Raw genomic sequence first — 26,092 nt, 5'->3', positions numbered from 1 at the left:
GGATCAGGACAGGTCGACCTGCGCGACGCGGGCGTCGAGCTTCTCCACGACCTGCGCGACCTCGGCGTCACCGACGACACGGTCGACACGCAGGATGACGGTGGCGCCCTCGCCCTCGACGTCCTGGCTCAACGCGGCGGCCTGGATGTCGATGCCGGCGGTGCCGAGCACCGTGCCGAGCACACCGAGCACACCGGGACGATCCGCGTAGTGGACCACGATGTTGTGGCCCTCGGCGCGCAGGTCGAAGCTGCGGCCGTTGATGTTGACGATCTTCTCGACCTGCTGGAGACCGGTCAGCGCGCCCGCAACGGCGGTGACGGTGCCGTCCGCGGCGACCGCGCGCACCTCGACGGCGCTGCGGTGCGTCAGTGCCTCGCTGTGCTTGTCGACCTCGACCGCGACCCCACGCTGCTCGGCGAGCTGCGGGGCGTTGACGAAGGTGACGGCCTCGTCGCTGCTCGCGGAGAACAGACCACGCAGCGCCGCCAGTCCGAGGATGTCGACGTTCTCGGCGGACAGTTCACCGCTGACGACGACCTGCACGTTCTGCACGGCTTCCGGGGACAGCGTGCCGGCGATCAGGCCGAGCTTGCGGACCAGCTCGAGCCACGGTGCGACCTCTTCGCCGACCGGGCCACCGGAGACGTTGACGGCGTCGGGCACGAACTCGCCGGCCAGGGCCAGCAGGACACTCTTCGCGACGTCGGTGCCTGCGCGGTCCTGCGCCTCGGAGGTGGAGGCGCCGAGGTGCGGGGTGACGACGACGTTGTCGAGGTCGAACAGCTTGGAATCGGTGCACGGCTCGGTGTTGAACACGTCGAGGCCGGCGGCACGGACCTTGCCGCCGACGAGCGCGTCGTAGAGCGCGTCCTCGTCGATCAGGCCGCCGCGGGCGGCGTTGACGATGATGACGCCGTCCTTGGCCTTGGCGAGGCGCTCGGCGTTGATCAGGCCGGCGGTCTCCTTGGTCTTCGGCAGGTGCACGGAGATGAAGTCGGCGCGCTCGACGAGCTCGTCGATGTCGACCAGTTCGATGCCGAGCTGCGCGGCGCGCGCGGCGGGCAGGTAGGGGTCGTACGCGATGACGTTGGTCTCGAACGCGGCGAGGCGCTGGGCGAACAGCTGGCCGATGCGACCGAGGCCGACGACGCCGACGGTCTTGCCGAGGATCTCGGTGCCGTTGAAGCTGGACCGCTTCCAGGTCTTCTCACGCAGGGTGCGGTCGGCGGCCGGGATCTGGCGGGCGGTCGACAGCAGCAGCGACACGGCGTGCTCGGCGGCGGAGTGGATGTTCGAGGTGGGGGCGTTGACGACCATCACGCCACGCTCGGTCGCGGCCGGGATGTCGACGTTGTCGAGGCCGACGCCCGCGCGGCCGACGATCTTCAGCTTGGTCGCGGCGGCGAGCACCTCGGCGTCGACGGTGGTCGCGGAGCGCACCAGCAGCGCGTCGGCCTCCGGCACGGCGGCCAGCAGGGCGGGACGGTCCGGGCCGTCCACCCAACGCACCTCGACACCGTCTCCGAGCGCATCGACGGTCGATTGTGCGAGCTTGTCGGCGATCAGGACAACGGGGCGGCCATTCTGGCTCACGAGTGAACTCCCTGTGCTAGGTGTCTGGGCGGATCGTCCGCGAACCGGGCCCCATCGGCGCCCACGAGTTCGTGACCCGAACAGCTTAGTGGCCCGGACGGCCCGATATCACCCCGCGGGTCGGCAATACCACATCGTGGACGCCGACGGAAGTGTTCACGACCGGCTCCGGAACGCCTCCACCGCCGTGTCGATGGTCGGATAGAAGTGGTCGGTCCCGAACCGCTCCCCCAGTCCGAGCGCGCGCAGCTTGTCCTTGACCGGGTCCTTCATTTCGGCGAAGACGAGTTGAATCCCGTTGCCGGACAGGTACTGATCGAGTTCGACGAGTTCGTCCATCGCGGTCGTGTCGACACCGGTGATGGGTTCGGCGGCGATGACCACCCACTGGACGGGCTCCGGCGCACGGGCTACGACCCGTCGGGTGTAGTCGTCGAAGATCGCGCCGTTGGCGAAGAACAGTTGCGCGTCGAACCGCACGATCGCCAATCCCGGGATCCGGGCACCGGACGGGTAGCGCTTGATGTCGTGATAGCCGGCCACCTCCGGCGTCACCACCAGCTCGGTCCGGTAGGGACGCCACGCGTGCACCACCACCGACACGAAGGACAGGGCTATCGCGACGAGGATGCCCTCGAGTACCCCGACGAGGGCGACCCCGAGGAACGCGGCGATCGCGAGGCCGGTCTCGACCCGGCTCATGTGCCACATCTCGACAATGCTCCGGATGTCGACGAGCGACGTCGCAGCGACGATCACGACGGCGGCCAGGGCAGCCGACGGCAGGTAGGCGGTGACACGCGGCGCGACCAGGATGAACACCACGATCAGGACCGCCCCGACCACACCGGCGAGCTGCGTTCGGGCACCGTTCTGTTCGGCGACCGGTGTTCGGGAGGAGCTCGCCGACATCGGGAACCCGCCGAGCAGTCCGCTCGCGACATTCGCGGTCCCGATCGCCCGCATCTCGTGACTGCCGTCCACGGATTCGCCGCGGCGGGCCGCGAACGTCCGCGACAGGACGCCGGTGTCGGCGAATGCGACGAGCGCGATTCCCGCTGCGGGCCCGATCAGTTCGCCGACGTCCGACCACTGCAGGCCGCCGAGGGCGGGCGCGGGCAGACCGTGTGGCAGTGCGCCGGCCATCGGGATCTCGTCGGCGAGGCCGAGCAGATATGCGACCACGATCGATCCGATCACGGCGACCAGCACACCGGGGATGCGACTGTGGAACAGCTTGAACGCCAGGATCACCGCGATACCGCCGACACCGATGGCCGCCGCTCGGCCGTCGATCTCGCCTCCGACGATCGCGGACACCGTCTGCCGGATCTCGTCGATCAGGTTGACCCCGTCGACGGAGAATCCGAGCAGTTTCGGGATCTGGCTGACGACGACGACCAGCGCGATACCGTTCAGGTAGCCGAGCCGGATCGGTTTGGACAGCAGGTCGGTGACGAAGCCCAGTCTGAGCAGTCCGCCGACGATCAGGATCGCGCCCATGAGGATCGCGAGCAGTCCCGCGAGGGCGACGGCCCGGTCCGGACTTCCTGCAGCGAGCGGGAGGACGGCCGCGCCGATGATCGGGGCGAGTGAGGAGTCGGGGCCGAGCACCAGGATCTTGGAGGGACCGACCAGGGCGTAGACGACGAGCGGCACGATGGTCGCGTACAGGCCGGTCTCCGGCGGAAGACCTGCCGCCTGCGCATAGCCCATCCCGGCCGGGATCAGCAGTGCGGTCAGCGCGATACCGGCGGTGATGTCGGAACGCAGCCAGGACCGCTCATAGTTCCGGGCGACCACGACGCCCGGTAACCACGTGCGCAACAACGATTCACGTGCCATGCGCCCACCGCCTCGCAAAAACGCGAGGACCCGATGTCCTCCCGAACAGTGTGCACTGCCGGAGAGGGACATCGGGTCCCGAAATGCGCTTCGCGCCGTCCGCGCTCTCACCCGTGAAGGGTGAAATCAGCGCACGGGTGGCGCAGCCGCCTAAGCGGTTTCGGTGATCGGGCGATCGACCCAGCTCATCAGGTCGCGCAGCTTCTTGCCGGTGACCTCGATCGGGTGCTCGGCGTTCGCCTTGCGCAGGCCCTCGAGCTCGGTGTTGCCGTTCTCGACGTTGGCGACCAGGCGGCGGGTGAACTCGCCGGACTGGATGTCCGCCAGGATCTCCTTCATGCGCTCCTTGGTGCCGGCGTCGATGACGCGCGGGCCGGAGAGGTAGCCACCGAACTCGGCGGTGTCGGAGACCGAGTAGTTCATGCGGGCGATGCCGCCCTCGTACATGAGGTCGACGATGAGCTTGAGCTCGTGCAGCACCTCGAAGTAGGCCATCTCGGGCGCGTAGCCGGCCTCGACCATGACCTCGAAGCCGGTCTTGACGAGCTCCTCGGTGCCACCGCAGAGCACGGCCTGCTCGCCGAAGAGGTCGGTCTCGGTCTCTTCCTTGAACGTGGTCTTGATGACGCCGGCGCGGGTGCCGCCGATGCCCTTGGCGTAGGACAGAGCCAGGGCCTGGCCCTCACCCTTCGGGTCCTGGTGGACGGCGATCAGGGCCGGAACGCCCTTGCCGTCGACGAACTGGCGGCGCACCAGGTGGCCGGGGCCCTTCGGGGCGACCATGCCGACGGTGACGAACTCCGGAGCCTTGATCAGGTCGAAGTGGATGTTGAGGCCGTGACCGAAGAACAGCGCGTCGCCGTCCTTGAGGTTCGGCTCGATGTCGTTCTTGAAGATCGACGCCTGCGCGGTGTCGGGTGCGAGCACCATGATCACGTCGGCCCACTCCGAGACCTCCGCCGGGGTGCCGACGGTCAGGCCCTGCTCCTCGGCCTTCGCGCGGGACTTCGAGCCCTCCTTGAGGCCGATGCGGACGTCGACACCGGAGTCGCGCAGGCTCAGCGAGTGCGCGTGGCCCTGGCTGCCGTAGCCGATCACCGCGACCTTGCGGCCCTGGATGATCGACAGGTCGGCGTCATCGTCGTAGAACATCTCGACTGCCACTGGTATTACCTCTCCTCTGGTTAGAGCCTTGCGTGAATATGTAGAACTTAGCTAGCGAGTGGCCGTGATCGACTTCGGGCCACGTCCGACGGCGACGACACCGGACTGGACGATCTCCCTGATGCCGTACGGGTCGAGCATCCGCAGCAGCGCGTCGAGCTTGGACCGGGTGCCGGTCGCCTCGACGGTGAGCGACTCGGGCGAGACGTCGATCACCTTGGCGCGGAACAGGTTCACCGTCTCGATGACCTGGGTGCGCACACTGGCGTCGGCACGCACCTTGATCAGCACGAGCTCCCGCGCGACCGAAGCCTCGCCTTCCTGCTCGACGATCTTGATGACGTTGACGAGCTTGTTCAGCTGCTTGGTGACCTGCTCGAGCGGGAACTCGTCGACGGTGACGACGATCGTCATGCGCGAGATGTCGGGCAGCTCGGTGCCACCGACGGCGAGGGACTCGATGTTGAACCCACGCCGGGAGAACAGCGCCGCGACTCGCGCCAGCACGCCCGGCTTGTCCTCGACGAGAACGCTGAGGGTGTGACTGGTGCTCACTTGGTGTCCTCCGTTTCGGTGGCAGCGGCGGCGCCGGAGCGCTGCTCGCGCTCCATGGCCTCGTGGATGACGGCAGGCTCGGCGGCGGCCTCGTCGTCGTCGAACAGCGGACGGAAGCCCCGCGCCGCCTGGATCTCGTCGTTGCTGGTGCCCGCGGCGACCATCGGCCACACCTGGGCGTCCGCGCCGACGATGAAGTCGATGACGACCGGCTTGTCGTTGATCGACTGCGCCTCGCGGATCGCGGCCTCCACGTCCTCCTCACGCTCGACGCGGATGGAATGGCAGCCCAGGGCCTCACCGAGCTTGACGAAGTCGGGGATCCGGACCGTGCCGTGCGTTCCCAGGTTGGTGTTCGAGTAGCGCTCCTCGTAGAAGAGGGTCTGCCACTGCCGCACCATGCCGAGGTTGCCGTTGTTGATCAGCGCGACCTTGATCGGCACGCCCTCGACCGCGCAGGTCGCGAGCTCCTGGTTGGTCATCTGGAAGCAGCCGTCACCGTCGATGGCCCACACTTCCCTGTCCGGCATGCCCATCTTGGCGCCCATCGCGGCGGGGACCGCGTAACCCATGGTGCCGAGGCCACCGGAGTTGAGCCAGGTGCGCGGCTTCTCGTACTTGACGAACTGCGCGGCCCACATCTGGTGCTGGCCGACGCCGGCGCAGTAGATGGCGTCGGGTCCGGCGAGCCGGCCGACGGCCTCGATGACGAACTCGGGCGAGAGGGCGCCGTCGGACGGCTTGCCGTACGCCAGCGGGTAGGTCTTGCGGAGACCGTCGAGGTACTCCCACCACGTGGTCAGGTCCAGGGTGGTGCCGGTGGCCTGGTCGGCGCGGATCGCCTCGATCAGCTCGACGATGACCTCCTTGCAGTCACCGACGATCGGCACGTCCGCGTAGCGGTTCTTGCCGATCTCCGCGGGGTCGATGTCCGCGTGGATGACCTTGGCGTCGGGTGCGAACGAGTCGAGCTGGCCGGTGACCCGGTCGTCGAAGCGGGCACCGAGGGTGATCAGCAGGTCCGACTTCTGCAGTGCGGCCACGGCGGCGACCGCGCCGTGCATGCCGGGCATGCCGCAGTGCAGCGGGTGACTGTCGGGGAACGCGCCACGCGCCATCAGGGTGGTGACCACCGGGATGCCGGTCAGTTCCGCGAGCGCGAGCAGCTCCGCACTGGCCTCGGCCTTGATGACGCCGCCACCGACGTAGAACACGGGCGACTTGGACTCCGCGATCAGCCGCGCCGCCTCACGCACCTGCTTGCCGTGCGGCTTGGACACCGGGCGGTAGCCGGGCAGCCGCATCTCCGGCGGCCAGGAGAACGTCGTCTGCGCCTGCAGCACGTCCTTCGGGATGTCGACGAGGACGGCACCCGGACGTCCCGAGGACGCCAGGTAGAACGCCTCGGCCATGATGCGCGGGATGTCGATGCCGTCGGTGATCAGGAAGTTGTGCTTGGTGATCGGCATGGTGATGCCGGAGATGTCGGCTTCCTGGAATGCGTCGGTGCCGATCAGACCGCGACCGACCTGGCCGGTGATCGCGACGACGGGGACCGAGTCCATCTGGGCGTCCGCGAGGGGGGTCACCAGGTTGGTGGCACCGGGACCGGAGGTGGCCATGCAGACACCGACCTTGCCGGTCGCCTGCGCGTAGCCGGTCGCCGCGTGGCCGGCGCCCTGCTCGTGCCGGACGAGGACGTGCCGAACCTTCTGCGAATCGAAGAGCGGGTCGTAGACCGGGAGGACCGCGCCGCCGGGAATACCGAACACGGTGTCCACCTCGAGCTCTTCGAGTGCGCGGACGACAGACTGGGCGCCGGTGACCCGCTCGGGGGCGACCTGGCGTCGGGTTCCGGGCTGGGGTGCGGCCGCCGTGGGGCCGGGCTGAGCCCCGGTCTTGCGCGGCGTGGGCTGCGGCCGTGCGGTTGGTGCGCTCACTGGTGATTCCTCTGGCGTTGACGGTTCGAGCTGACTCCGGGCAACAAAAAACCCCCGTCAGCATTGTCTGCTGTACGAGGGTGGCGCGTCGTGCTTTGCGAGTTGACGTGGAATCGACTCAGGCGACGACGCGCCGGCCGATTACGAGCAACTCATTCTGCTTCACGCGATCGAAGGTAGGCGCGTCAAGGGTGAACAGTCAACTTTTTGAGCAAGCTGTTCCAGAATGTGAGAAGCGCCGGCCGCAATGCGAGGATGGTGCTGTGTCGTCCCCATCGCAGCCCGTGCCACCGCCCTCATCCTCCCACACCGGCGAGCCGTCCCACACCGCCGCCGAGCCCGCCGCCGCGACGGAGCCGGTCCGGCATTCCATCCAGATCTCGAGCCTCGGCCTGCTCGGGGTGTTCCTGCTCGCCTTCGGGTTGAGCTTCGTGATCTTCCCCAGCCCGCCGTGGGTGTCGGTCCTGTGGCTGATCCCGATCGCCGTCGCCTACTGGATGCTGCGCGTCCGGACCGTCGTCGACACCGTCGGCCTGCACGTTCGCCGACCGTTCAGCAGCGAGGTGATCACCTGGGACCAGGTGAAGGGCATCCGGTTCCCGAAGCGCAGCGGCTGGGCGCGCGCCGAACTGACCGACGGCACCGAGAAGACACTGCCGGTGGTCACCTTCGGTCGGCTCCCCCTGATCGCCGAGGCGAGCGGCGGCCGGGTCACCGACCCGTACGCGGTCGCCGACCGCATCGAACGCGAACGGCGCGAGCAGGAGCGGGCCGAACGCGAGGCCGCCGAGGAGCATGGGGCCGAGTCGGCTCCGGACACCGAATAACACGCGCGTACCGTTGACGACGAGCACCCGACGTCGGTCGGGCGGTCCTTCGGCTCTGTCGACCTCCTGGGCACAGCCCCTGTGACCGTCCGAAACAGCCCCGCACGTCGGGTTCGACGATTCACGGCGCACCCGACGGTCCCAGCCCACCGGCCCGGCGGACGCGCCCCGATGAGCGAAGGACACCCATGCCCCCGCTGAGGTCACGCACCACCACTGTCGGACGCAACGCTGCCGGAGCCCGCTCGCTGTGGCGTGCCACCGGAATGACGGACTCCGACTTCGGCAAGCCGATCGTCGCGATCGCGAACTCCTACACCCAGTTCGTCCCGGGTCACGTGCACCTCAAGAACGTCGGCGAGATCGTCGCCGAGGCCGTCCGCGCCGCCGGCGGTGTCCCGCGCGAATTCCACACGATCGCCGTCGACGACGGCATCGCGATGGGCCACGGAGGCATGCTGTACTCGCTGCCGAGCCGCGAGATCATCGCCGACTCGGTCGAGTACATGGTCAACGCCCACACCGCCGACGCGCTGGTGTGCATCTCCAACTGCGACAAGATCACTCCCGGCATGCTCAATGCCGCGATGCGCCTGAACATCCCGACGGTGTTCGTCTCCGGCGGTCCGATGGAGGCCGGCAAGGCCGTCGTGGTCGGAGGCGTCGCGCAGGCTCCCACCGACCTGATCACCGCGATCTCCGCGAGCGCCAACGACTCCGTGTCCGAGGAGGGCCTCGACGAGGTCGAGCGCAGCGCGTGCCCGACGTGTGGTTCGTGCTCGGGCATGTTCACCGCGAACTCGATGAACTGCCTCACCGAGGCTCTCGGCCTCGCGCTGCCGGGCAACGGTTCGACGCTGGCCACTCACGAGGCCCGCCGCGCGCTGTTCAGCAAGGCCGGCACCACCGTCGTCGAGGCCGCGCTGCGCTACTACCGCGACGAGGACGAGTCGGTCCTGCCCCGTAACATCGCCACCCCCAAGGCCTTCCGCAACGCAATGGCGCTCGACGTCGCGATGGGCGGTTCCACCAACACGGTGCTGCACACCCTCGCCGCGGCTCAGGAGGGCGAGGTCGACTTCGACCTGTCCACCATCGACGAGATCAGCCGCCGGGTGCCGTGCCTGTCGAAGGTCTCCCCGAACTCCGACTACCACATGGAGGACGTGCACCGCGCCGGTGGCATCCCCGCCCTGCTCGGGGAGCTCCGTCGCGCCGGCCTGCTGGAGACCGAGGTCTCCACGGTGCACACCAAGAGCTTCGACGAGTGGCTCGACACCTGGGACATCCGCTCCGGCAAGGCGTCCGACGAGGCGCTCGAACTGTTCCACGCCGCGCCCGGTGGCGTCCGCACCACCGAGCCGTTCTCGACCGACAACCGGTGGAGCGCGCTCGACACCGACGCCGAGGGCGGCTGCATCCGCGACCTCGAGCACGCCTACACCGTCGAGGGCGGCCTCTGCGTGCTGCGCGGCAACATCGCCGTCGACGGCGCGATCCTCAAGACGGCGGGCATCGACGAAGACCTCTTCTCCTTCCAGGGCCCGGCGGTCGTCGTCGAGTCGCAGGAGGAGGCGGTCTCGGTGATCCTGCAGAAGCAGATCAAGCCGGGCGACGTGATCGTGGTCCGCTACGAGGGCCCCAAGGGCGGTCCCGGCATGCAGGAGATGTTGCACCCGACCGCATTCCTCAAGGGCGCCGGTCTCGGCAAGGTGTGCGCGCTGATCACCGACGGCCGCTTCTCGGGCGGCACCTCCGGCCTGTCCATCGGCCACATCTCCCCCGAGGCCGCGGCCGGTGGCGTGATCGGACTCGTCGAGAACGGCGACCAGATCCGGATCGACGTCGCGACCCGCACCCTCGAGGTGCTCGTCGACGACGGCGTGCTCGCCGAGCGGCGCGCGAAGATGGAGGCGTCCGAGCGCCCGTGGCAGCCGGTCGACCGGCAGCGCACCGTGACCACCGCGCTGCGCGCCTACGCGGCGCTGGCCACCTCCGCGGACAAGGGCGCGGTCCGACAGGTCCCGTAACTCCACGGCACGAGACAGAACAACGGAAGCAGGCAGTCGATCCGATCGACTGCCTGCTTCCGGCCGTTCGGGTTCGCGCCCGGCCCGGTCAGACCAGTGGATTCGCCCCGTTCAGGAAGATCCACAGGCACACACCGCCCGCGACACCGAGCACCAACGCCAGGAACGACCCGACGTGCGGGCGGGTGGCCCACTTGCGCCGTCCCTCGACCGAGATCCGGCCCGGGCCGGCGAGGATGATCGCGACCAGCATCGCCACCAGGAGCAGTTCGAGTTCGGGACCGTCCGGCGCGAACCACTGCAGTCCGGGTTCGGCGGCCTGCCGGACGCACCACGCGTTGATCAGCACGGCGAGCAACCCGGCGGCGGCGAGCGGGGTGAACAGGCCGAGGATCAGGAACCCACCGGCCACGACCTCACCGATCGCCCCGGCGGTGGCCAGCAGCTTCGCCTGCTGATACCCGGAGTCGACGAGATACATCTCGAAACCGTCGAGACCCGGCCCGCCCCAGAGGCCGAACAGTTTCTGCAGCCCGTGCGCGAGCGCCAACGCACCCACCGCCACCCGCAGCACGAGCAGCCCGAGGTCGAGCGTGCCTCGTGGGGTGACCGGCGCCGGCGTCGGTGCCACCACCTCGGGTGCCGCGACAGGCGCGGCCAGCGCGGCCGCCAGCTCGCGGTCGTAGGAGTCGGCGGTCCGCAGTTCCTCGGTCGGATGCATGGCGGGAGCCACCACGTCGTCCTCCGGGTCCGGGATGCGGGCCCCGGAGTACGTCGGAATCTGCTCGGTCGGCATCAACCCGAGGTCGTCGTCGGTGGTCGGAAACCGTTCCGTCGGCTGGTCGAACGGGCTGGACGCGGACCGGCCGAAACTCTCGGTGTCCGTGTTCTGTCGCGGGTTGTCGGTCACGAATCCCAGCGTAGAACGGGTGAGGACCACCGACCGGTTCGGCGCGCGGGACAACGTTTGTCGTACCGTGCCAGGTATGGCGATCTCTCGTGCGGCGTACCGCACCGCGGTGCTGTCCACCCTCGCCGCGGTCGCCGTCGCCGGCTGCGCACGCTTCGACGACAGCGCGTCCAGCCCGTTCACCCCGGTACCGTCGTTCTCCGCCGGGGAGGTCCGACCCCGCGAGCCCAGTGCACCGCCCACCCCGACACCGGGTGCGGCCGCGCCGACCGCCACACCGATGCCCTGCGCCGATCCCGACCCGGCCGTGGTTGCCACCTGCCTGGACACCACCGGTTCGGTCACGATGCTGCCCGGCGGGCAGTCGGTGCTGGTGACCGAGCGTCGGACCGGACGGATCCTGCGGGTGACGCCCGGCACACCCGTCCAGGAGGTGGCCCGGCTCGCCGTCGACGGATCCGGCGACGGCGGACTACTCGACGTCGCGCTCTCCCCCACGTACACCGAGGACAACCTGCTGTACGCGTACGTCACCACCGGTGGCGACAACCGGGTGGTGCGGATCGCCCCCGGCGACACCCCGAAGGACGTGCTCACCGGCATTCCGCGCGGCGCGAGCGGGAATGCGGGCGCACTCCTCTTCACCGCCCCCGACGAGTTGACCGTTCTCACCGGCGATGCCGGGAACCCCTCTGCGGCAAACGATCCCGGATCGCTGGCCGGAAAGGTCCTGCGGGTGACCGCCCTGACACCGGCGCCGGTGCAGCCGATGCCCCAGATCGTGCTGTCCGGGATCGGTACCGCCGGCGACGTCTGCCCGGACCCCCGTGGTGGCGTCTGGATCACCGACCGGACCGTCCTCGAGGACCGCCTGCAGCGGGTCGCGGCCGACGGCGCCACCGGGATGCCGGTGTGGACCTGGCCCGATCGTCCCGGGGTGGCCGGGTGCACCCCGGTCGACGGCGGCATCGCGGTGTCCCTGTCGGCGGGCAAGGCCCTCGCGGTGCTGCCGCTCGACGCGCACACCGGTGCCGCCCAGGCCGCACCGTCCCTTGTCGCGCAGGACAAGTACGGCCGACTCGGCGGGGCCGCCCTCGGCGCGAACAGCGAGGTGTGGGTGTCGACGGTGAACAAGTCCGGTGGCGACGTCCCGGCTCCGAGCGACGACCGCGTGGTCCGGATCCCCGCACCCCAGGGCGGCGGCGGCTTCGACTGACCGCGCGCCCCGCGGGCGCTGCAACGGCGAATCCGCGGACCGCCGTCTCCCTCCGGTCAGCTCGTCTCGCCAGCGGGTTGCGGCACGGCGGCCGCGTCCCGTCTCGATCCGCCGAGAAGCGATGCGGCGGTGGGCAGCAGGAGGACGGTGATCGCCCCGGCCGCGACGAGGATCGACGCGTTCGCCGTGGTCATCTGTCCCGCGTTCACCGCGACCTCGGTGACCGCGACGATCAGCGGCAGACCCGTCGCCGCGTACAGCGCCACCCGGGCCCGCTCGCGGACCGTCGGTGGTTGCTGCGCCCCGTCGCCGCCCCGGTCGAAGCGCTCCGCGACGAACACCGGCAACCCACGCACCAGCAGGATCAGCAGGAAGAAGGCCACCAGGACGCCGGGATGGGCGGCCACCGCGGACACGTCGATCGACATGCCCGAGGTGACGAAGAAGATCGGGATGAGCAGTCCGAACGCCAACCCGTCGAGCTTGGCCTCGAGCTTCTCGTCTCCGCGCGGGAACGCCCGGCGGAGGATGAAGCCGGCGGCGAACGCGGCCAGGATGCCGTCCACGTCGAAGATACTCGCCAGCGCCCCGAGCGAGACCAGCAGCAGGATCGTCAACCGCACCGTGGTCTGGGCTGTCGTCTCGGACCCGAGGCGGATGATCGAGAGCACCTTCGAGCCCTCACGGCGCACCGTCGCCGGAATGAACGCGACGCCCACCGCCGCAGCGGCGAACAGCGCCAGCACGATCAGCGAACCGACGGTGCCGCGCGAGCCGAGCAGCACCGCCATCGCGACGACCGGCCCGAGTTCCCCGACCGCGCCGTGGTTGAGCACCGTCTTCCCGAGTCGGGTGTCGATCACCCCGCTGTCCTTGAGGATCGGGAGCAACGTGCCGAGTGCGGTCGAGGTCAGCGCGATCGCGATCGCGACCTCGGCATTGATCACCTCGGCCATCCCGAGCAGTCCGATCACGGTGAACGCGAGCGCAAGACACACCAGCCAGGTGACCAACGCGCGGCGTCCGCCCCGCCCGGTCAGCTCGTCGGTGTCGATCTCGTAGCCGGCGAGCAGGAACAGCATGCCCAGCCCGAGTTCACGCAGCAGCCCGATCTCCGGCCCCTGGACCGCGAGATCGAGGACGTGCGGGCCGATGACGATGCCCGCGATCAACAGCAGCACGACCTCGGGCACCAGCTTGCGCGGCACCAGACCCGCGAGCAGCGGCGCGATCACCGCGCACAGGGCTATCCAGAAGAGGGAGGCTCCGACCGAGGGCATTGCCCGATTATGGTGGCCGCGCAGCTCGTTTCGGGTCAGCCCGCGCCGGTCCGGCCCGCCGAGTGTGCAGATACCGTCGCATCGCGTCAGAGGCGACGACGGCAACCGCGCACCCGGCGTCAGCCGGTGTGGGTCAGGAGCAGGCCTCGATGACCAGTTCCTTGACGCGGGCCGGGTCGGCCTGTCCCTTGGTGGCCTTCATGACGGCGCCGACGATGGCGCCCGCCGCGGCGACCTTGCCGCTGCGGATCTTCTCCGCGACATCGGGGTTCGCGGCCAGAGCCTCGTCGACGGCGGACTTGATCAGGGTGTCGTCACGAACCACGACCAGCTCCGGGTGGGCGGCGACGACCTGCTCCGGGTCGCCCTCGCCGGCGAGCACGTGGTCGACGACCTGACGGGCGACCTTGTTGTTGAGCTTGCCGCTGTCGATCAGCGCGACGACCTGAGCAACCTGAGCCGGGGTGATCGGCAGATCGGCAAGTTCGACGCCGCGGGTGTTGGCCTGCTGCGTCAGGTAGGACACCCACCAGGACCGCGCCGCGTCGGCGGGCGCACCGGCCTCGGTGGTGGCAATGACCAGGTCGAGCGCGCCTGCGTTGACCAGGTCGCGCATCACCTCGTCGGACACGCCCCACTCGGCCTGGATCCGGGCGCGGCGCAGCCACGGCAGCTCGGGCAGGGTGCCACGCAGTTCCTCGACCCATTCGGCGTTCGGTGCGACCGGTTCGAGATCGGGCTCGGGGAAGTAGCGGTAGTCCTCGGCGGTCTCCTTACGGCGCCCGGCGGACGTGGTGCCGTCGGCCTCCTGGAAGTGCCGGGTCTCCTGGATCACCTCACCGCCGGACACCAGGACCGCCGCCTGCCGGCGCATCTCGTAGCGCACCGCGACCTCGACGGACTTGAGCGAGTTGACGTTCTTGGTCTCGGTGCGGGTGCCGAACTCCTGCGCACCGATCGGCATCAGGGAGATGTTCGCGTCGCAGCGCATCGACCCCTGATCCATCCGGACGTCGGAGACGTCGAGGGCCTTGAGCAGGTCCCGCAGCGCGGTGACGTAGGCGCGCGCAACCTCCGGTGCCCGCTCGCCGGCACCGGTGATCGGCTTGGTGACGATCTCGACCAGCGGCACACCGGCGCGGTTGTAGTCGAGCAGCGAGTGGCTGGCGCCGTGGATGCGTCCCGTCGCGCCGCCGACGTGCAGCGACTTGCCGGTGTCCTCCTCCATGTGCGCCCGCTCGATGTCGACCCGCCAGGTGGTGCCGTCGTCGAGGACCACGTCGAGGTAGCCGTTGGTGGCGATCGGCTCGTCGTACTGGGAGATCTGGTAGTTCTTCGGCTGGTCCGGGTAGAAGTAGTTCTTGCGCGCGAACCGTCCCCACGGGGTGATCGAACAGTTCAGCGCGAGACCGATCCGGATCGCGGACTCGACCGCGGACCGGTTGACCACCGGCAGCGAACCCGGAAGGCCCAGGCACACGGGGCACACCTGGGTGTTCGGCTCGGCTCCGAACGTGGTCGGGCAGCCGCAGAACATCTTGGTGGCGGTGTGCAGCTCGACGTGCACCTCCATGCCCATCACGGGCTCGAACTTCGCGAGCACCTCGTCGTAGGCGAGCAGGGCATCGGACATGGCGGCAGTCATGGTCCCGAGTTTATTCGCCCCCGCCGGGGAGGGACGACTCGCATCCGGCTCGGCCGGGCACGACTCGCATCCGGCTCAGCCGAAGATGACCCGCATCTCCTGATATCGCTCCAGCGGGACACTCTTGTGGTCGGCGAGGGCCTCGTCGAAGTGCACCTGCACGATGTCGGTGCCGCGCAACGCGACCATGTTTCCCCACTCCTGCCGCGCGACGAGGTCGGTGACCGCCATCCCGAGGCGGGTCGCGAGAACCCGGTCGAAGGCCGTGGGCACGCCGCCACGCTGGATGTACCCGAGCACGGTCGCGCGTGACTCGATCCCGGTGCGTTCCTCGATCATCGGCGCCAGCACCTCGGCAACGCCGCCGAGGCGCGGCCGGTCGAACCCGTCGAGCCCCTTCGTCGAGTACGCCTCGGTCATGTCCGGCAGGGTGAACCCCTCGGCGACGACGACCATCGGCGCGCGACCCCGATCCCGGACGCTGGTGACCCACGCGCAGATCTGTTCGATGCTCTCCGGGTGCTCGGGGATGAGGATCGCGTGCGCACCGCCCGCGGTGCCCGAGTGCAGCGCGATCCAGCCGGCGCCGCGCCCCATCACCTCGAGCACCATGCACCGTTTGTGCGAGTTGCCGGTGGTGCGCAGCCGGTCGATCGCCTCGGTGGCGATCTCGACGGCGGTGTCGAAGCCGAAGGTGTAGTCGGTCTGGTCGACGTCGTTGTCGATGGTCTTGGGGACCCCGACGATCTTGATGCCCGCGTCGTACAGACGCTGCGAGGCGGCCGCGGTGCCCTCACCACCGATCGCGATCACCGAGTCGACACCGAGGCGTTCCATGGTTCGCGCGATGTTCTCCGGCCCTCCGTGCGGGCCCTGGTACGGACCGAATCGACTGGTGCCCAAGATGGTTCCGCCCTCGTGCGACAACCCTCGGACGGTCGGGCGGTCGAGGTCCATCACATCGCCCTCGACCAGGCCGCGCCACCCGTCGAGGAACCCGACGAACTGCTGCCCGTACACGGTGGTGCCCTTGAGCACCGCACCCCGGATGACCGCGTTCAGTCCCGGGCAGTCACCGCCACTGGTGAGAATCCCGACCTTCGTCATCGCACACCCCTGTCCGCGCACCCTCGGCTGGGTCCGTGACCAATACTGCACCCGCCGGGTGCCCGCGGCATCCTGATCGATCGGCTGCGCACTTCCCCGCGCGCTCCTACCGTGGAGGGATGAGCCGGGACACCGAGACGGACGCGGCGCGCGCAGTCCTGCGGGATCATTTCGAGAGGATCCGCGAACTGGTGGTCGCGGTGACCGACGGCCTGACACCGGAGGTGGCCGGTTATCGTCCCGGCCCGCAGGCGAACTCGATCGCCTGGCTGGTCTGGCACCTGACCCGCGTGCAGGACGATCATGTCAGCGATGCCGCCGACGTGGAGCAGGCGTGGACCTCCCGAGGCTGGCGGGAGCGGTTCGATCTGCCGTTCCCAGCCTCCGACACGGGTTACGGGCACGGCAGTTCCGAAGTCGCCGCCGTGCACCCGGAGGCGGCCCTGCTCGCCGATTACCACGGCGACGTGCACCTCGCGACGCTCGAGTACGTCGACGAGCTCACCCCCACCGAGCTCGACCGCATCGTGGACCGGCGGTGGGATCCCCCGGTCACGGTCACGGTGCGTCTGGTCAGCGTCATCGGCGACTGCCTGCAGCACCTGGGGCAGGCCGCGTATGTGCGGGGCCTGCACCAGGCGCGGTGATCGGGTTGTCCGCGCTCCGTCGGTTCAGGTGCGCAGAACGGAGTCGACGAGCTGGTGGACACCGGCCTTGAGTCGCGCGGTCTGCCCCGATTGGATGAGATGCAGCACGAGCTCGCCACCGAGAGTGCCGAGCAGGAGCCGTGCCAGCATGTCGGCGTCGACGTCCGGTCGGGCCTGCGACAGCAGTTCGGCGATGTGCCGGTACCAGAAGGCGTGGATCTCGTCGGCGTGCGGATCGTCGGCGGCGGTGTCGTAGGCCACCATCAGCCCGATGTTGGCGACGACGAGGTCGGTCATGGCGTCGAAGTAGGCCAGCAGCCGCTCGCCTGCCGGCGCCCCCGGGCCGAGCGGCGGCTCGCCGCTCACCACGGCCCGGCGCAGGTCCTCGGCGCGCTCGAGCACGAGCGCGCGCATCAGGCCGGCGCGGCTGCCGAACCGGTGGAAGAGGGTCCCCTTCCCGACGCCGGCGGCAGCCGCGATCTGCTCCATCGACACCTCGCCCGGGCCGTGTTCTGCGAGCAGCCGACCTGCCGCATCGAGAATCGCACGCCTGTTCCGCGCGGCATCGGCTCGCTCTGTTCTCTGGCCGTCGGACGACACAAAACCTCCATTGACAACTTGACCGGCGGTCCATATCGTTCGAGTGCACCAGGAACCGGACCGACGGTCAGATTAGGGGAGATCATAATGAAAGCAGTCGTGATGACGGCCACTGGTGGCCCCGACGTTCTCGTCACCCGAGAGGTCCCCGCGCCGTCCCCGGCGGACGGGGAGGTGCTGATCCGCACCGAGGCCACCCCGATTCTGTTCGTCGAGACGCAGATCAGATCCGGCGTCTTTCCCGCCCCGGCGGGGCCACCGGCGGTGTTCGGTACGCAGGCCGCCGGCGTCGTCACCCAGGTGGGCGCAGGCGTCGACACGGAGCTCGTCGGCACCCGAGTGATGGTCGCGGGCATGGGGATCGGCGCTCATGCCGAGTTGGTGTGCGCGCCTGCGACATCCACCGTCCCGATCCCCGACGGGCTCTCGTCCGTCGATGCCGCCGCGGTCATGATGGGCGGATCCGTCGCCATGACCCTGCTCGAGACCGCACGCCTGACGCGTGACGACACGGTCCTGATCGAAGCCGCCGGTACCGGCGTCGGCGGCTACCTGACCCAGCTCGCGCGTTCGCGGGGCGCGGGCAGGATCGTCGCGACCGCAGGCAACCCCGCGAACCGGGAACGCGCCCGCAGTCTCGGTGCGGACGTCGTCATCGACCACACCGAACCGGACTGGGCCGCTCGCCTCCCGGAGGCGTTGCGGGGCGCCACGATCGACGTCGCCTTCGAATCCATCGGCGGCGCCGGCTCACTCGCCGTCCTCGACGCGATGACTCCACTGAGCGGGCGAATGCTCTACTACGGAATGCTCGGTGGCGCACCCGCCGCCATCACGTCCTCGGACCTGTTGGCCCGCGGGCTGTCGCTCACCGGTTGCAGTGGCCCGGCCTGGCTCGATCGGGTTGCCTCCGCGCGATCGGCGGTCCTCGAACTCGCGGCGGGCGGCGCCATCACCCCGATCATCGACAGCGTAATCGGGTTCGACGACGCGGGGCGTGCACACGACCGGATCGAAATGCGGCATGCGAACGGCATGTTCGTGCTCACCCCCTGAACCGGGGCGGGGCCGTCCGGTACGTCGCTCGGCGAAACAGGATCGGCTCGCGGCCGGCGTCAGCCGGGAGTGACCACCCCGGCCTCGTAGGCGAGGACGACCGCCTGCGCGCGATCGCGCAGGTGCAGCTTCGCGAGCACCTTCCCCACGTGGGTCTTGACGGTCTGTTCGGCGACGAACAACGACTCGGCGATCTCGGTGTTGGACAGCCCTCGGGCGATCAGCTCGAGCACCTCCCGTTCGCGGGGCGTCAGCGTCGCGAGTTGCGCAGGCTCCGGCCGGCGGGCAGCACGCCGACTGGTGACGTCTGCGATCAGGCGGCGGGTCACCGACGGCGCGAGCAGCGCCTCACCGTCCGCGACGACACGGACCGCGCGGACCAGTTCGTCGGCGGGCGCGTCCTTGAGCATGAAGCCGCTCGCCCCCACCCGAAGCGCCTCGTACACGTAGTCGTCGATGTCGAAGGTGGTGAGCATCAGCACCCGCACCGGCGGCTGCAGCGCCGCGGACAGGATTCGCTCTGCGGCCTCCAGTCCGTTCAGCTCCGGCATCCGCACGTCCATCAGCACGACGTCGGGCCGCAGCCGGAGCACCTCGTCGACCGCGACCTTCCCGTTCGGGGCGTCGCCGACGACGCTGATGTCGGGTTGTGCGGCGAGCAGCGCCCCGAACCCCTGCCGCACCATCGCCTGATCGTCTGCAATGAAGACCGTGATCGCCACCCGGCAAGCCTAGGCCCGACCCACGCCCGGTTCGGGCACCGAGCCGCCCGCGGTGGACGGGATCCGGGCCCGCACCTCGAATCCGCCGCCCACCGCCGGATGCGCGGTCAGCGTTCCCCCGACCGACCGGGCCCGGTCCCGCATCCCGACGATGCCGTGGCCGCCACCGGAATTCGAGGCGGGCACGGATTGCGCCGCGGCCTCGTTGACGACCACCAGTTCGGTCACGGCCGCGTCCCCGGCCAGGTCCACCCGCACGGCCGCGCCCGGTGCGTGGCGCGCCGCATTCGCCAGCGACTCCTGCAAGATCCGGTACAGCGCGAGTCCGGACGTCTCGGGCAACGCAGGCAGCGGCCCGCGCTCGACGGCCACCGCCATTCCGGCCCGCCGGCCGGCGTCGATCAACTCGTCGATCCGGTCGAGTCCGGGCATCGGGGCGTTCTCGGGGGCCTGACCGTCGCTGCGCAGCACGCCGAGCATGCCGCGGATCTCGTTCAACGCCTCGCGGGCGGTCGCACCGATCGAGTCGAATTCGGCTGTCGCCTCGGGCGACAGGCCGCCGAGGCGGTAGGGGGCGCTCTGCGCCTGCACGACGACCAGCGACATGTGGTGGGCGACGACGTCGTGCAGGTCGCGAGCGATCCTCGCCCGCTCCTCCAGGATCGCGCGGCGCGCCCGCTCGACCTCGTTCTCCTCCTCCTGCCGGGCGAGTTGCCGACGGGAGAGCACCAGCCAGCGGATCAGCAACCCGAACGCGACGAGGGCGGTGAGCCCGACGGCCCACCCGCGTCCGTCCTGGCCGGGGGCGTTCGCGAGGAAGAGTAAGGCGGTCGACACTCCCGCGACGGCAACCACCGGCAGCGGGGACCGCAGGCTGACGGCCAGCAGCAGGGCCATCAGCACCATCACGTGCACGACCTGCCACGGGAAGTCGTAGTCGGCGGTGCGGTCATAGGCGACCGGTATGACCAGCGCCCCGGCGGCCGAGATCGCCCAGCCCAGAGCTGGATTCGCTCGAATGAACAGCAGCGGCAGCGCGGCGAGGCCTGCGATCACCGGCTGCACTCCCGCGGGAACCCGGTGGGTCAGTTGCAGTGTCGGCCACGCGATCGCGAACAGCACCGCGGTCACGAACACCACCCCGATGTCGAGCCACTGGCCGCCGCTCAGTCGCGCGAGCCTCGGTCTTGCTCTCGTCGCGGCTCCCTGTGCGGTCCTGCGGAGTGCTCGTTTCGTCCTACCCACGCGAAGAACCCTAGGAAGCGGGACCCGAGATGTCCTCATACCGTGGGGTGAGATCGCCCTGGCACCGACGGGTGAGTCCGGGCGGTTCCCCGACGCCACGGTGCCGGCAGCGAACCAAGCCGCGGAGTGATGTTCGCAGGTACGGGCAATTTCTAGCGTCGGAACCATGCGGAAATCGACCTGGACAGTCCTCGCGGTGGGATGCGCGATCGCCGCCTCCACCCTCCTCGCGCCTCACACGGCCGGCGCCGCGGGCCCGGACGAGCGCGACGCTCCGGCCGCGCTCGCGATCGAGGCCCTCACGAGCACCGATCCGATCGCCGCCGCGGCGCGGATTCCCGCCGACTTCGAGCAGGACTTCGGGTACCGGCCCCTGGTCCGGGACGGGATGCTCGTCAACCCGCACGGCACCTGCTCGTCGCCGGTCCCGCTGCCCGCCGAGTTCGACACCGCCTGCATGGGGCACGACCTCGGGTACGACCTGCTCCGCTACGCGGACCGTGCCGGGGCGCCGGTCGGTGCGTGGGCCCGGCTGAGTCTGGACCGGCAGCTCGACGATCGGCTACACGCCGCGTGCGCCGCCCGCCCCGACGATGTCACCCGGGCCTCGTGCCGGGCGGTCGCGACGGTCGCGGCGACCGCGGTGAACTCGAATTCGTGGCGGCAGAACTACGCCGCACCGCGCCCCGAACCGATCGGCCTGTCGGCGGCCGTCCTGGGTACGGCGGCGCTCGGCGGCGCCGTCGCCCTCCGCCGCCGGTCGGGGAGCATCGGCACCGTCGCACCGGTGGTGCCGGCATGACGGCGACCCTCCCCCGTGCGCTGTCGCTGCCCGGCGTCACGATCACCGTGCCCCGGATCGCGACGACGGTGGCCGTGGCGTCCGCCGCGACGGCGTCGCTCGCGCCGTCACTGCTGCCCCGCCCCGCGCTCGTGCAGGCGCTCCTCACCGGCCTGCTCGTGGCGGCCGGATGGGGACTCGCAGCGCTGTGGCATCGGCGCCCCGGCCGGCGCTCGGCGACAACCGGATCCGGATCGACGACGCGGACGGTGGCCGCAGGCGCGGGCGCTGTGACGGTGGGGTGGGCGGTGCTGATCGCCGACCACTGGCAGAACGGGGTGCGGTCCGCGATGGGTGTCGCCGCGGTCGGGCCCGCCCACTGGGCACTGGTCCTGGTACTCGGCGGCGTGGTGGCCGCCGTCCTGATCGGCGGTGCGCGGGGGCTCGGCGCGCTTGCGCGGCGGCCGCACGGGAGACGGGTCGGCGCCGCGGTGCTCGTCACGGCGGTCACCGCGACGGTCTGGGCTGCGCCGGCCGCACTCTCCCGGACCGCGGACGCCAGCGGCCCTGCCGGTCCGGCGACGTCGTCGATGTCGGGAGCAGCCGACTCGCTCGTCCCCTGGGAGTCGCTCGGCGCGCACGGACGGCGGTTCGTCTCGGCCCCGGCCGCCCCGGGGACGGCGCGCACCTACGTCGGTCTGGACAGCGCACCGAGCCTCGACGCCCGGGTCGATCTGGCCGTCAGGGAACTGGACCGGGCCGGTGGACTGGCGCGGTCGCACGTGGTGGTCGCGGTGCCGACCGGATCGGGGTGGATCGACTCGAACGCGGTCGCCGGGTTCGAACGACGCTTCGGCGGGGACGTCGCCGAGATCGCGGTTCAGTACTCGGCGGCGCCGAGCTGGGTCACCTTCGTCACCGACCGCGCCGGCGCGACGGAGTCGGCTCGCGCCCTCTATGCGGCACTCGCGCAGAGAATCTCGCGAATGTCACCGGACGAACGTCCCGCGCTGCATCTGTACGGGCAGAGCCTCGGCGCGCTCGGAGCCGCGGCCGTTGGCGCCGAGTGCGGCGTCCTGCTCGCCGGGCCGCCCGGGGGCGCACCGATCCGTCCGGGCACGACGGTGCTCGCCAACGCGTCCGACCCGGTCGTGCACTGGTCGCCCCGGTTGCTGGTGGCGCCGCCCCGACTGGACGGCGTGCGGCCGGATGCCCCGACCCCGGCATGGCTGCCGGTGGTGAGTTTCCTGCAGACCACGGTCGATCTGGTCACCTCGCTGGGCGCCGCACCCGGCCACGGCCATCGGTACGGCACCGACCAGGGCACCGCACTGCCGGACTGCCGACCGGCACGGTGACCGTTCCGGCTGTCAACCCCTGGGTTTCGTACGCGTGAGGGGGGATACTCGAACGATGCACACCGTGCTGATCCTGGGAGCGGGGTTCGGTGGGCTCGAACTCGCCGCCAGCCTGTCCCGGTCCGTGCCGGACGAGGTTCGGGTCACCCTCCTCGACCGCGCCGACGGATTCGTGTTCGGTTTCGCCAAGATGGACGTGCTGTTCCGGGGCCGCACGATCGACGACGTCCGGATTCCGTACGACAGCCTCAACCTTCCGGCCGTGGAGTTCCGCCGCGAGACGGTCACCGCGATCGATCCCGCCACGCGTCACGTCACCACCGACCGCGGCGAGTACAGGGCGGACACGCTCGTCGTGGCGCTCGGCGCGGAGTACGACTGCGGTGCGAACCCCGGATTCGTCGAGGACGGTCACGAGTTCTACTCGCTCGAGGGCGTCCACCGGTTGCGAGAGCGCCTCGACGCCTTCACCGGCGGCACCATCCTGCTCTCGATTCTCAGTGTCCCCTTCAAGTGCCCGCCGGCACCGTACGAGGGCGCGCTGCTGCTCCACGAGGAACTCGTCCGTCGCGACCTGCGCGGTGCGACCCGCATGCGGCTTCTCTCCCCGATGGACTCCCCCATCCCCGTGTCCCCCAGCTCCAACGCCGCGATCGTCGGTGCACTCGCGGACCGCGACATCGAATACACGCCGGGAACGCGAGTGCACGCACTGGACCCGGCCGCGCACACCGCGTCTACGCACGACGGCGATCTCGCCTACGACCTGTTCATCGGGGTCCCCCGCCACCGGGTGCCGGACGTCGTGCAGGCCTCCGGACTGACGGAGGGCGGTGCCGACGGCTGGATCCATGTCGACGCGGCCACCCTCGCGACCCCGTACCCCGGGGTGTACGCGCTGGGCGACTGCGCGGACGCCCCCGTACCCCGGGCGGGGGTGTTCGCCGAGACCGCCGCGCGGACCGTCGCGGTGGACATCATCGCCCACCTGCACGACAGCCCGCACGGGGACAGGTATCTCGGCCAGGGCACGTGCCACATCGAGTTCGGTGGCGGTCTAGTCGGGAAGGTGGAGGCGGACTTCCTGTCCGGTCCGACCCCGGTCGCCCCGTTCCGCGGACCGTCGGTCGAATTCGCCAGCGAGAAGGCCGAGTTCGCAGCCGACCGTCGGCGGCGCTGGTTCGGGCCCTGAGACGGCAGGCCAGGTTCCACCTGTCGTCCGGCACGGCGGAACCGCTCACCGGACCGACTCGCCGGTGCTAAGTTCCGGGCACAACCGTGGAGGGGCCCGAGCATGTCCACACGTACCATCGCCCGGCAGTGCACGCTCTGCGAGGCACACTGCGGCGTCCTGGTCACAGTCGAGAACGACCATGTCACCCGCGTCGAGGGCGACCCGGACGACGTGCTGTCCCACGGGTACATCTGCCCGAAGGCGACCGCGCTTGGCGACCTGCACCACGATCCGGAGCGGTTGCGGCGCCCCCTGCGCCGAGTGGGTGACGGCTTCGAGGAGATCGGCTGGGACGAGGCGCTCGCGCTGGTCGGTCGTAACCTGCGTGCGGTCCGGCGTCGGCACGGCCGCGACGCGATCGCGATGTACCTCGGCAACCCGGCCGCGCACAGCTCCTCGGTGGTCTACGGGATGGCGCTGCGCGTCGCCCTGCTCACCCGGCACTTCTACTCGGCCTCGTCGATCGACCAGTTCCCCCAGGAATTCGCTGCGTGGAAGATGTACGGCTCGAACGTGCTGATGCCGATCGCCGACGTGGACCGGACCGACCGGCTGCTGATCCTCGGGGCCAATCCCGCCGTGTCGAACGGCTCGATCACGACGATGCCGGACGCCCGGGGCCGTATTCGCGCGATCCGCCGCCGCGGCGGGACGGTGGTGGTGGTCGACCCGCGCCGCACGGAGACCGCGCGACTGGCGGACGAGCACGTCGCGATCAGGCCGGGCGGCGACCCGTACCTGCTGCTGGGAATGCTGCACACCCTCGTTGCCGACGGCGCAACCGAACCCGAGGGCACCATGCCGATCGCGGGCTGGCGTGAGCTGGCCGACCTGGTCCGCCCGTGCACGCCCGAAGCGATGGCACCGAGGGCCGGGGTGGACGCGGACACGATCCGGCGGCTCGCACGCGACCATCGCGACGCGACCTCGGCGGTGGCGTACGCCCGAATCGGCGTGTGCCACCAGGTCACCGGGACCATCACGCACTGGCTGGTCAACACGCTCAACGCCGTGACCGGCAATCTGGACCGGCCCGGCGGGCAGATGTACGCGACGCCCCCGATCGACGCCGCGCGATTCGTGCGCCGGCTCGGGTCGGGATACGGACGGTGGACGAACCGCGGCGGGGACCGCAAGGCCTTCCGCACCGAGCTCCCCGTGGTCGGGCTCGCCGACGAGATCCTCGGCGACGGGCCCGGATCACCTGGACCCGTCCGGGCGCTGATCACCTACGCGGGCAACCCGGTGCTGTCCACCCCGCAGGGCGGCCGGCTCGACGAGGCGCTCGACGCACTCGACTTCTACGTCGCGGTCGACATGTACCTCACCGAGACCTCGCGGCACGCCGACGTCGTACTGCCGCCGACGTCACACCTCGAGCGGGAGGAGTTCGACTTCCTGTTCCCGGTCTTCTCGGTCCGAAACAACGCCCGCTTCAATGCGCGCGTCTTCGATCCGCCGGAGGACGCGCTCGAGGACTGGCAGATCCTCGCCCGGCTGCTGCTGGAGGTGGTGCCGGTTCCGCTGCGATCGCTGCTGACGACACCGCTTCGCCGAGTGATCGACAGGATCAGCCCGCTCCGGATCGGTGCGCTCGGCGTCCTGACCGGCCCGCACGGCATGCTGCGCCGCGGCCGCGGCGGGCTGACGATGAACCGGATCCGGCGCACGCCCGGCGGCGTCGACCTCGGCCCTCTCGAGCCCCGCCTCGCGTCGCTGATCTCGACCCCGGACCGGCGGGTGCAACTCGCGCCTGCGGAATTCGTCGCGGAGGCCCGGCGACTCGTCGAGACGAACGAAACCGAGTGCCTCGAAAACGAATTCGATCTCAGGCTGATCGGCCGCAGACACCTGAGATCGAACAACTCGTGGCTGCACAATGTGCCGGCCATGGTCAAGGGCCGTGATCGCTGCACCGTACTGATGCACCCGGACGACGCCGCGGCCCGGGCACTCGTCGACGGGCAGCCGGTGACGGTGCGCTCACGCGTCGGCAGCATCGAGGTCCCTGTCGAGGTCAGCGACGAGATCCGGGTCGGCACCGTCGCGATCCCACACGGATGGGGACACGGCGAGAAGGGGGTCGGCTGGTCGACCGCCGCGGCGCACCCGGGCGCGAACGTCAACCTGCTCCACGATCCCGCCGTGACCGACAGGTTCACCGGGAACGCCGCGGTGAACGCGACCATGGTGTGCGTGACCGCGCCGGCCGACTCGTGACCGAGCCCTCCCCCACGAATGAACGGAAGCGTTCAGTCGATCAGATCGACTGAACGCTCCGTTCACTCGACGCAAAACGGCCCGGGATCCGGCGATTCGGATCCCGGGCCGTGC

Annotated in this window: 21 protein-coding genes; 9 read left to right on the top strand and 12 right to left on the bottom strand. The window is 70.2% G+C overall.

The window, feature by feature from the left end; all coding sequences use genetic code 11:
• Positions 1–3 precede the first annotated feature (3 nt).
• The 5 genes from serA to ACWEPG_RS11910 all read right to left on the bottom strand — a co-directional run bounded on the left by serA (position 4) and on the right by ACWEPG_RS11910 (position 7,100).
• Positions 4–1,596: a phosphoglycerate dehydrogenase gene (serA, locus tag ACWEPG_RS11930; RefSeq protein WP_450112194.1), complete on the bottom strand. Its 1,593-nt coding sequence runs from the start codon at positions 1,594–1,596 to the stop codon at positions 4–6.
• 156 nt (positions 1,597–1,752) lie between these two features.
• Complete coding sequence (locus ACWEPG_RS11925; RefSeq protein ID WP_450112193.1) at positions 1,753–3,441, bottom strand: SulP family inorganic anion transporter; 1,689 nt, start codon at positions 3,439–3,441, stop codon at positions 1,753–1,755.
• 150 nt (positions 3,442–3,591) lie between these two features.
• Positions 3,592–4,593 carry a ketol-acid reductoisomerase gene (gene ilvC, locus ACWEPG_RS11920; protein ID WP_450112251.1) on the bottom strand — a complete coding sequence of 334 codons (1,002 nt, stop codon included), beginning with the start codon at positions 4,591–4,593 and terminating at the stop codon, positions 3,592–3,594.
• A gap of 63 nt (positions 4,594–4,656) precedes the next feature.
• Entirely contained in the window at positions 4,657–5,160 is a 504-nt protein-coding gene (ilvN, locus tag ACWEPG_RS11915; protein WP_387469874.1) for an acetolactate synthase small subunit, read from the bottom strand.
• Positions 5,157–7,100, bottom strand: a complete 1,944-nt coding sequence (locus tag ACWEPG_RS11910; RefSeq protein WP_450112192.1) for an acetolactate synthase large subunit — start codon at positions 7,098–7,100, stop codon at positions 5,157–5,159. The genes ilvN and ACWEPG_RS11910 overlap by 4 nt, the downstream gene beginning before the upstream one ends.
• A gap of 284 nt (positions 7,101–7,384) precedes the next feature.
• Between ACWEPG_RS11910 and ACWEPG_RS11905 the strand changes: the two genes are divergently transcribed.
• Positions 7,385–7,927: a PH domain-containing protein gene (locus ACWEPG_RS11905; RefSeq protein ID WP_450112191.1), complete on the top strand. Its 543-nt coding sequence runs from the start codon at positions 7,385–7,387 to the stop codon at positions 7,925–7,927.
• A gap of 188 nt (positions 7,928–8,115) precedes the next feature.
• Positions 8,116–9,957 (top strand): dihydroxy-acid dehydratase, encoded by a 1,842-nt coding sequence (ilvD, locus tag ACWEPG_RS11900; protein WP_450112190.1) that lies wholly within the window; start codon positions 8,116–8,118, stop codon positions 9,955–9,957.
• An 88-nt stretch (positions 9,958–10,045) separates the two neighbouring features.
• On the opposite strand, the gene ACWEPG_RS11895 is transcribed toward ilvD, so the two are convergent.
• Positions 10,046–10,867 carry a DoxX family protein gene (locus ACWEPG_RS11895; protein ID WP_450112189.1) on the bottom strand — a complete coding sequence of 274 codons (822 nt, stop codon included), beginning with the start codon at positions 10,865–10,867 and terminating at the stop codon, positions 10,046–10,048.
• A gap of 76 nt (positions 10,868–10,943) precedes the next feature.
• Between ACWEPG_RS11895 and ACWEPG_RS11890 the strand changes: the two genes are divergently transcribed.
• Entirely contained in the window at positions 10,944–12,083 is a 1,140-nt protein-coding gene (locus ACWEPG_RS11890) for a PQQ-dependent sugar dehydrogenase (protein ID WP_450112188.1), read from the top strand.
• Positions 12,084–12,139: 56 nt separating this feature from the next.
• On the opposite strand, the gene ACWEPG_RS11885 is transcribed toward ACWEPG_RS11890, so the two are convergent.
• The 3 genes from ACWEPG_RS11885 to ACWEPG_RS11875 form a co-directional block, all read right to left on the bottom strand.
• Complete coding sequence (locus ACWEPG_RS11885) at positions 12,140–13,363, bottom strand: cation:proton antiporter (protein ID WP_450112187.1); 1,224 nt, start codon at positions 13,361–13,363, stop codon at positions 12,140–12,142.
• Between the two features lie 133 nt (positions 13,364–13,496).
• On the bottom strand, positions 13,497–15,008 hold the full coding sequence (gene gatB, locus ACWEPG_RS11880) for an Asp-tRNA(Asn)/Glu-tRNA(Gln) amidotransferase subunit GatB (RefSeq protein WP_450112186.1): 1,512 nt from the start codon (positions 15,006–15,008) through the stop codon (positions 13,497–13,499).
• A 75-nt stretch (positions 15,009–15,083) separates the two neighbouring features.
• Positions 15,084–16,115 carry an ATP-dependent 6-phosphofructokinase gene (locus ACWEPG_RS11875; RefSeq protein ID WP_450112185.1) on the bottom strand — a complete coding sequence of 344 codons (1,032 nt, stop codon included), beginning with the start codon at positions 16,113–16,115 and terminating at the stop codon, positions 15,084–15,086.
• A 119-nt stretch (positions 16,116–16,234) separates the two neighbouring features.
• On the opposite strand from ACWEPG_RS11875, the gene ACWEPG_RS11870 reads away from it, so the two are divergent.
• A complete protein-coding gene (locus ACWEPG_RS11870; protein ID WP_452594435.1) occupies positions 16,235–16,762 on the top strand; it encodes a mycothiol transferase in 528 nt (175 codons plus the stop codon).
• A gap of 24 nt (positions 16,763–16,786) precedes the next feature.
• On the opposite strand, the gene ACWEPG_RS11865 is transcribed toward ACWEPG_RS11870, so the two are convergent.
• Positions 16,787–17,362 (bottom strand): TetR/AcrR family transcriptional regulator, encoded by a 576-nt coding sequence (locus ACWEPG_RS11865; RefSeq protein WP_450112183.1) that lies wholly within the window; start codon positions 17,360–17,362, stop codon positions 16,787–16,789.
• 87 nt (positions 17,363–17,449) lie between these two features.
• Here ACWEPG_RS11865 and ACWEPG_RS11860 point away from each other — a divergent pair, with 87 nt between their 5' ends.
• Positions 17,450–18,418: a quinone oxidoreductase family protein gene (locus tag ACWEPG_RS11860; RefSeq protein ID WP_452594434.1), complete on the top strand. Its 969-nt coding sequence runs from the start codon at positions 17,450–17,452 to the stop codon at positions 18,416–18,418.
• Positions 18,419–18,477: 59 nt separating this feature from the next.
• Here the strand turns inward: ACWEPG_RS11860 and ACWEPG_RS11855 are convergent, their stop codons facing one another.
• Both ACWEPG_RS11855 and ACWEPG_RS11850 read right to left on the bottom strand, forming a co-directional pair.
• Positions 18,478–19,140, bottom strand: a complete 663-nt coding sequence (locus tag ACWEPG_RS11855) for a response regulator (RefSeq protein ID WP_450112181.1) — start codon at positions 19,138–19,140, stop codon at positions 18,478–18,480.
• A gap of 9 nt (positions 19,141–19,149) precedes the next feature.
• The gene (locus ACWEPG_RS11850; protein ID WP_452594433.1) at positions 19,150–20,385 is read right to left on the bottom strand and encodes a sensor histidine kinase; all 1,236 of its coding nucleotides are present in this window, start codon (positions 20,383–20,385) and stop codon (positions 19,150–19,152) included.
• 166 nt (positions 20,386–20,551) lie between these two features.
• Here ACWEPG_RS11850 and ACWEPG_RS11845 point away from each other — a divergent pair, with 166 nt between their 5' ends.
• From ACWEPG_RS11845 to ACWEPG_RS11830, 4 genes are all read left to right on the top strand, one after another.
• Complete coding sequence (locus ACWEPG_RS11845) at positions 20,552–21,187, top strand: hypothetical protein (protein WP_452594432.1); 636 nt, start codon at positions 20,552–20,554, stop codon at positions 21,185–21,187.
• Complete coding sequence (locus tag ACWEPG_RS11840) at positions 21,184–22,524, top strand: alpha/beta-hydrolase family protein (RefSeq protein ID WP_452594431.1); 1,341 nt, start codon at positions 21,184–21,186, stop codon at positions 22,522–22,524. Before ACWEPG_RS11845 ends, ACWEPG_RS11840 begins: the two co-directional genes overlap by 4 nt.
• Positions 22,525–22,579: 55 nt before the next feature.
• On the top strand, positions 22,580–23,716 hold the full coding sequence (locus ACWEPG_RS11835) for an NAD(P)/FAD-dependent oxidoreductase (RefSeq protein WP_452594430.1): 1,137 nt from the start codon (positions 22,580–22,582) through the stop codon (positions 23,714–23,716).
• Between the two features lie 102 nt (positions 23,717–23,818).
• Complete coding sequence (locus ACWEPG_RS11830; RefSeq protein ID WP_452594429.1) at positions 23,819–25,978, top strand: molybdopterin-dependent oxidoreductase; 2,160 nt, start codon at positions 23,819–23,821, stop codon at positions 25,976–25,978.
• Positions 25,979–26,092: the final 114 nt, after the last annotated feature.

The sequence above is a fragment of the Rhodococcus sp. NPDC004095 genome (genome assembly GCF_053604015.1).
The sequence above is the reverse complement of the archived record's forward strand: the minus strand, read 5'-3'. Positions and strand labels throughout refer to the sequence as shown.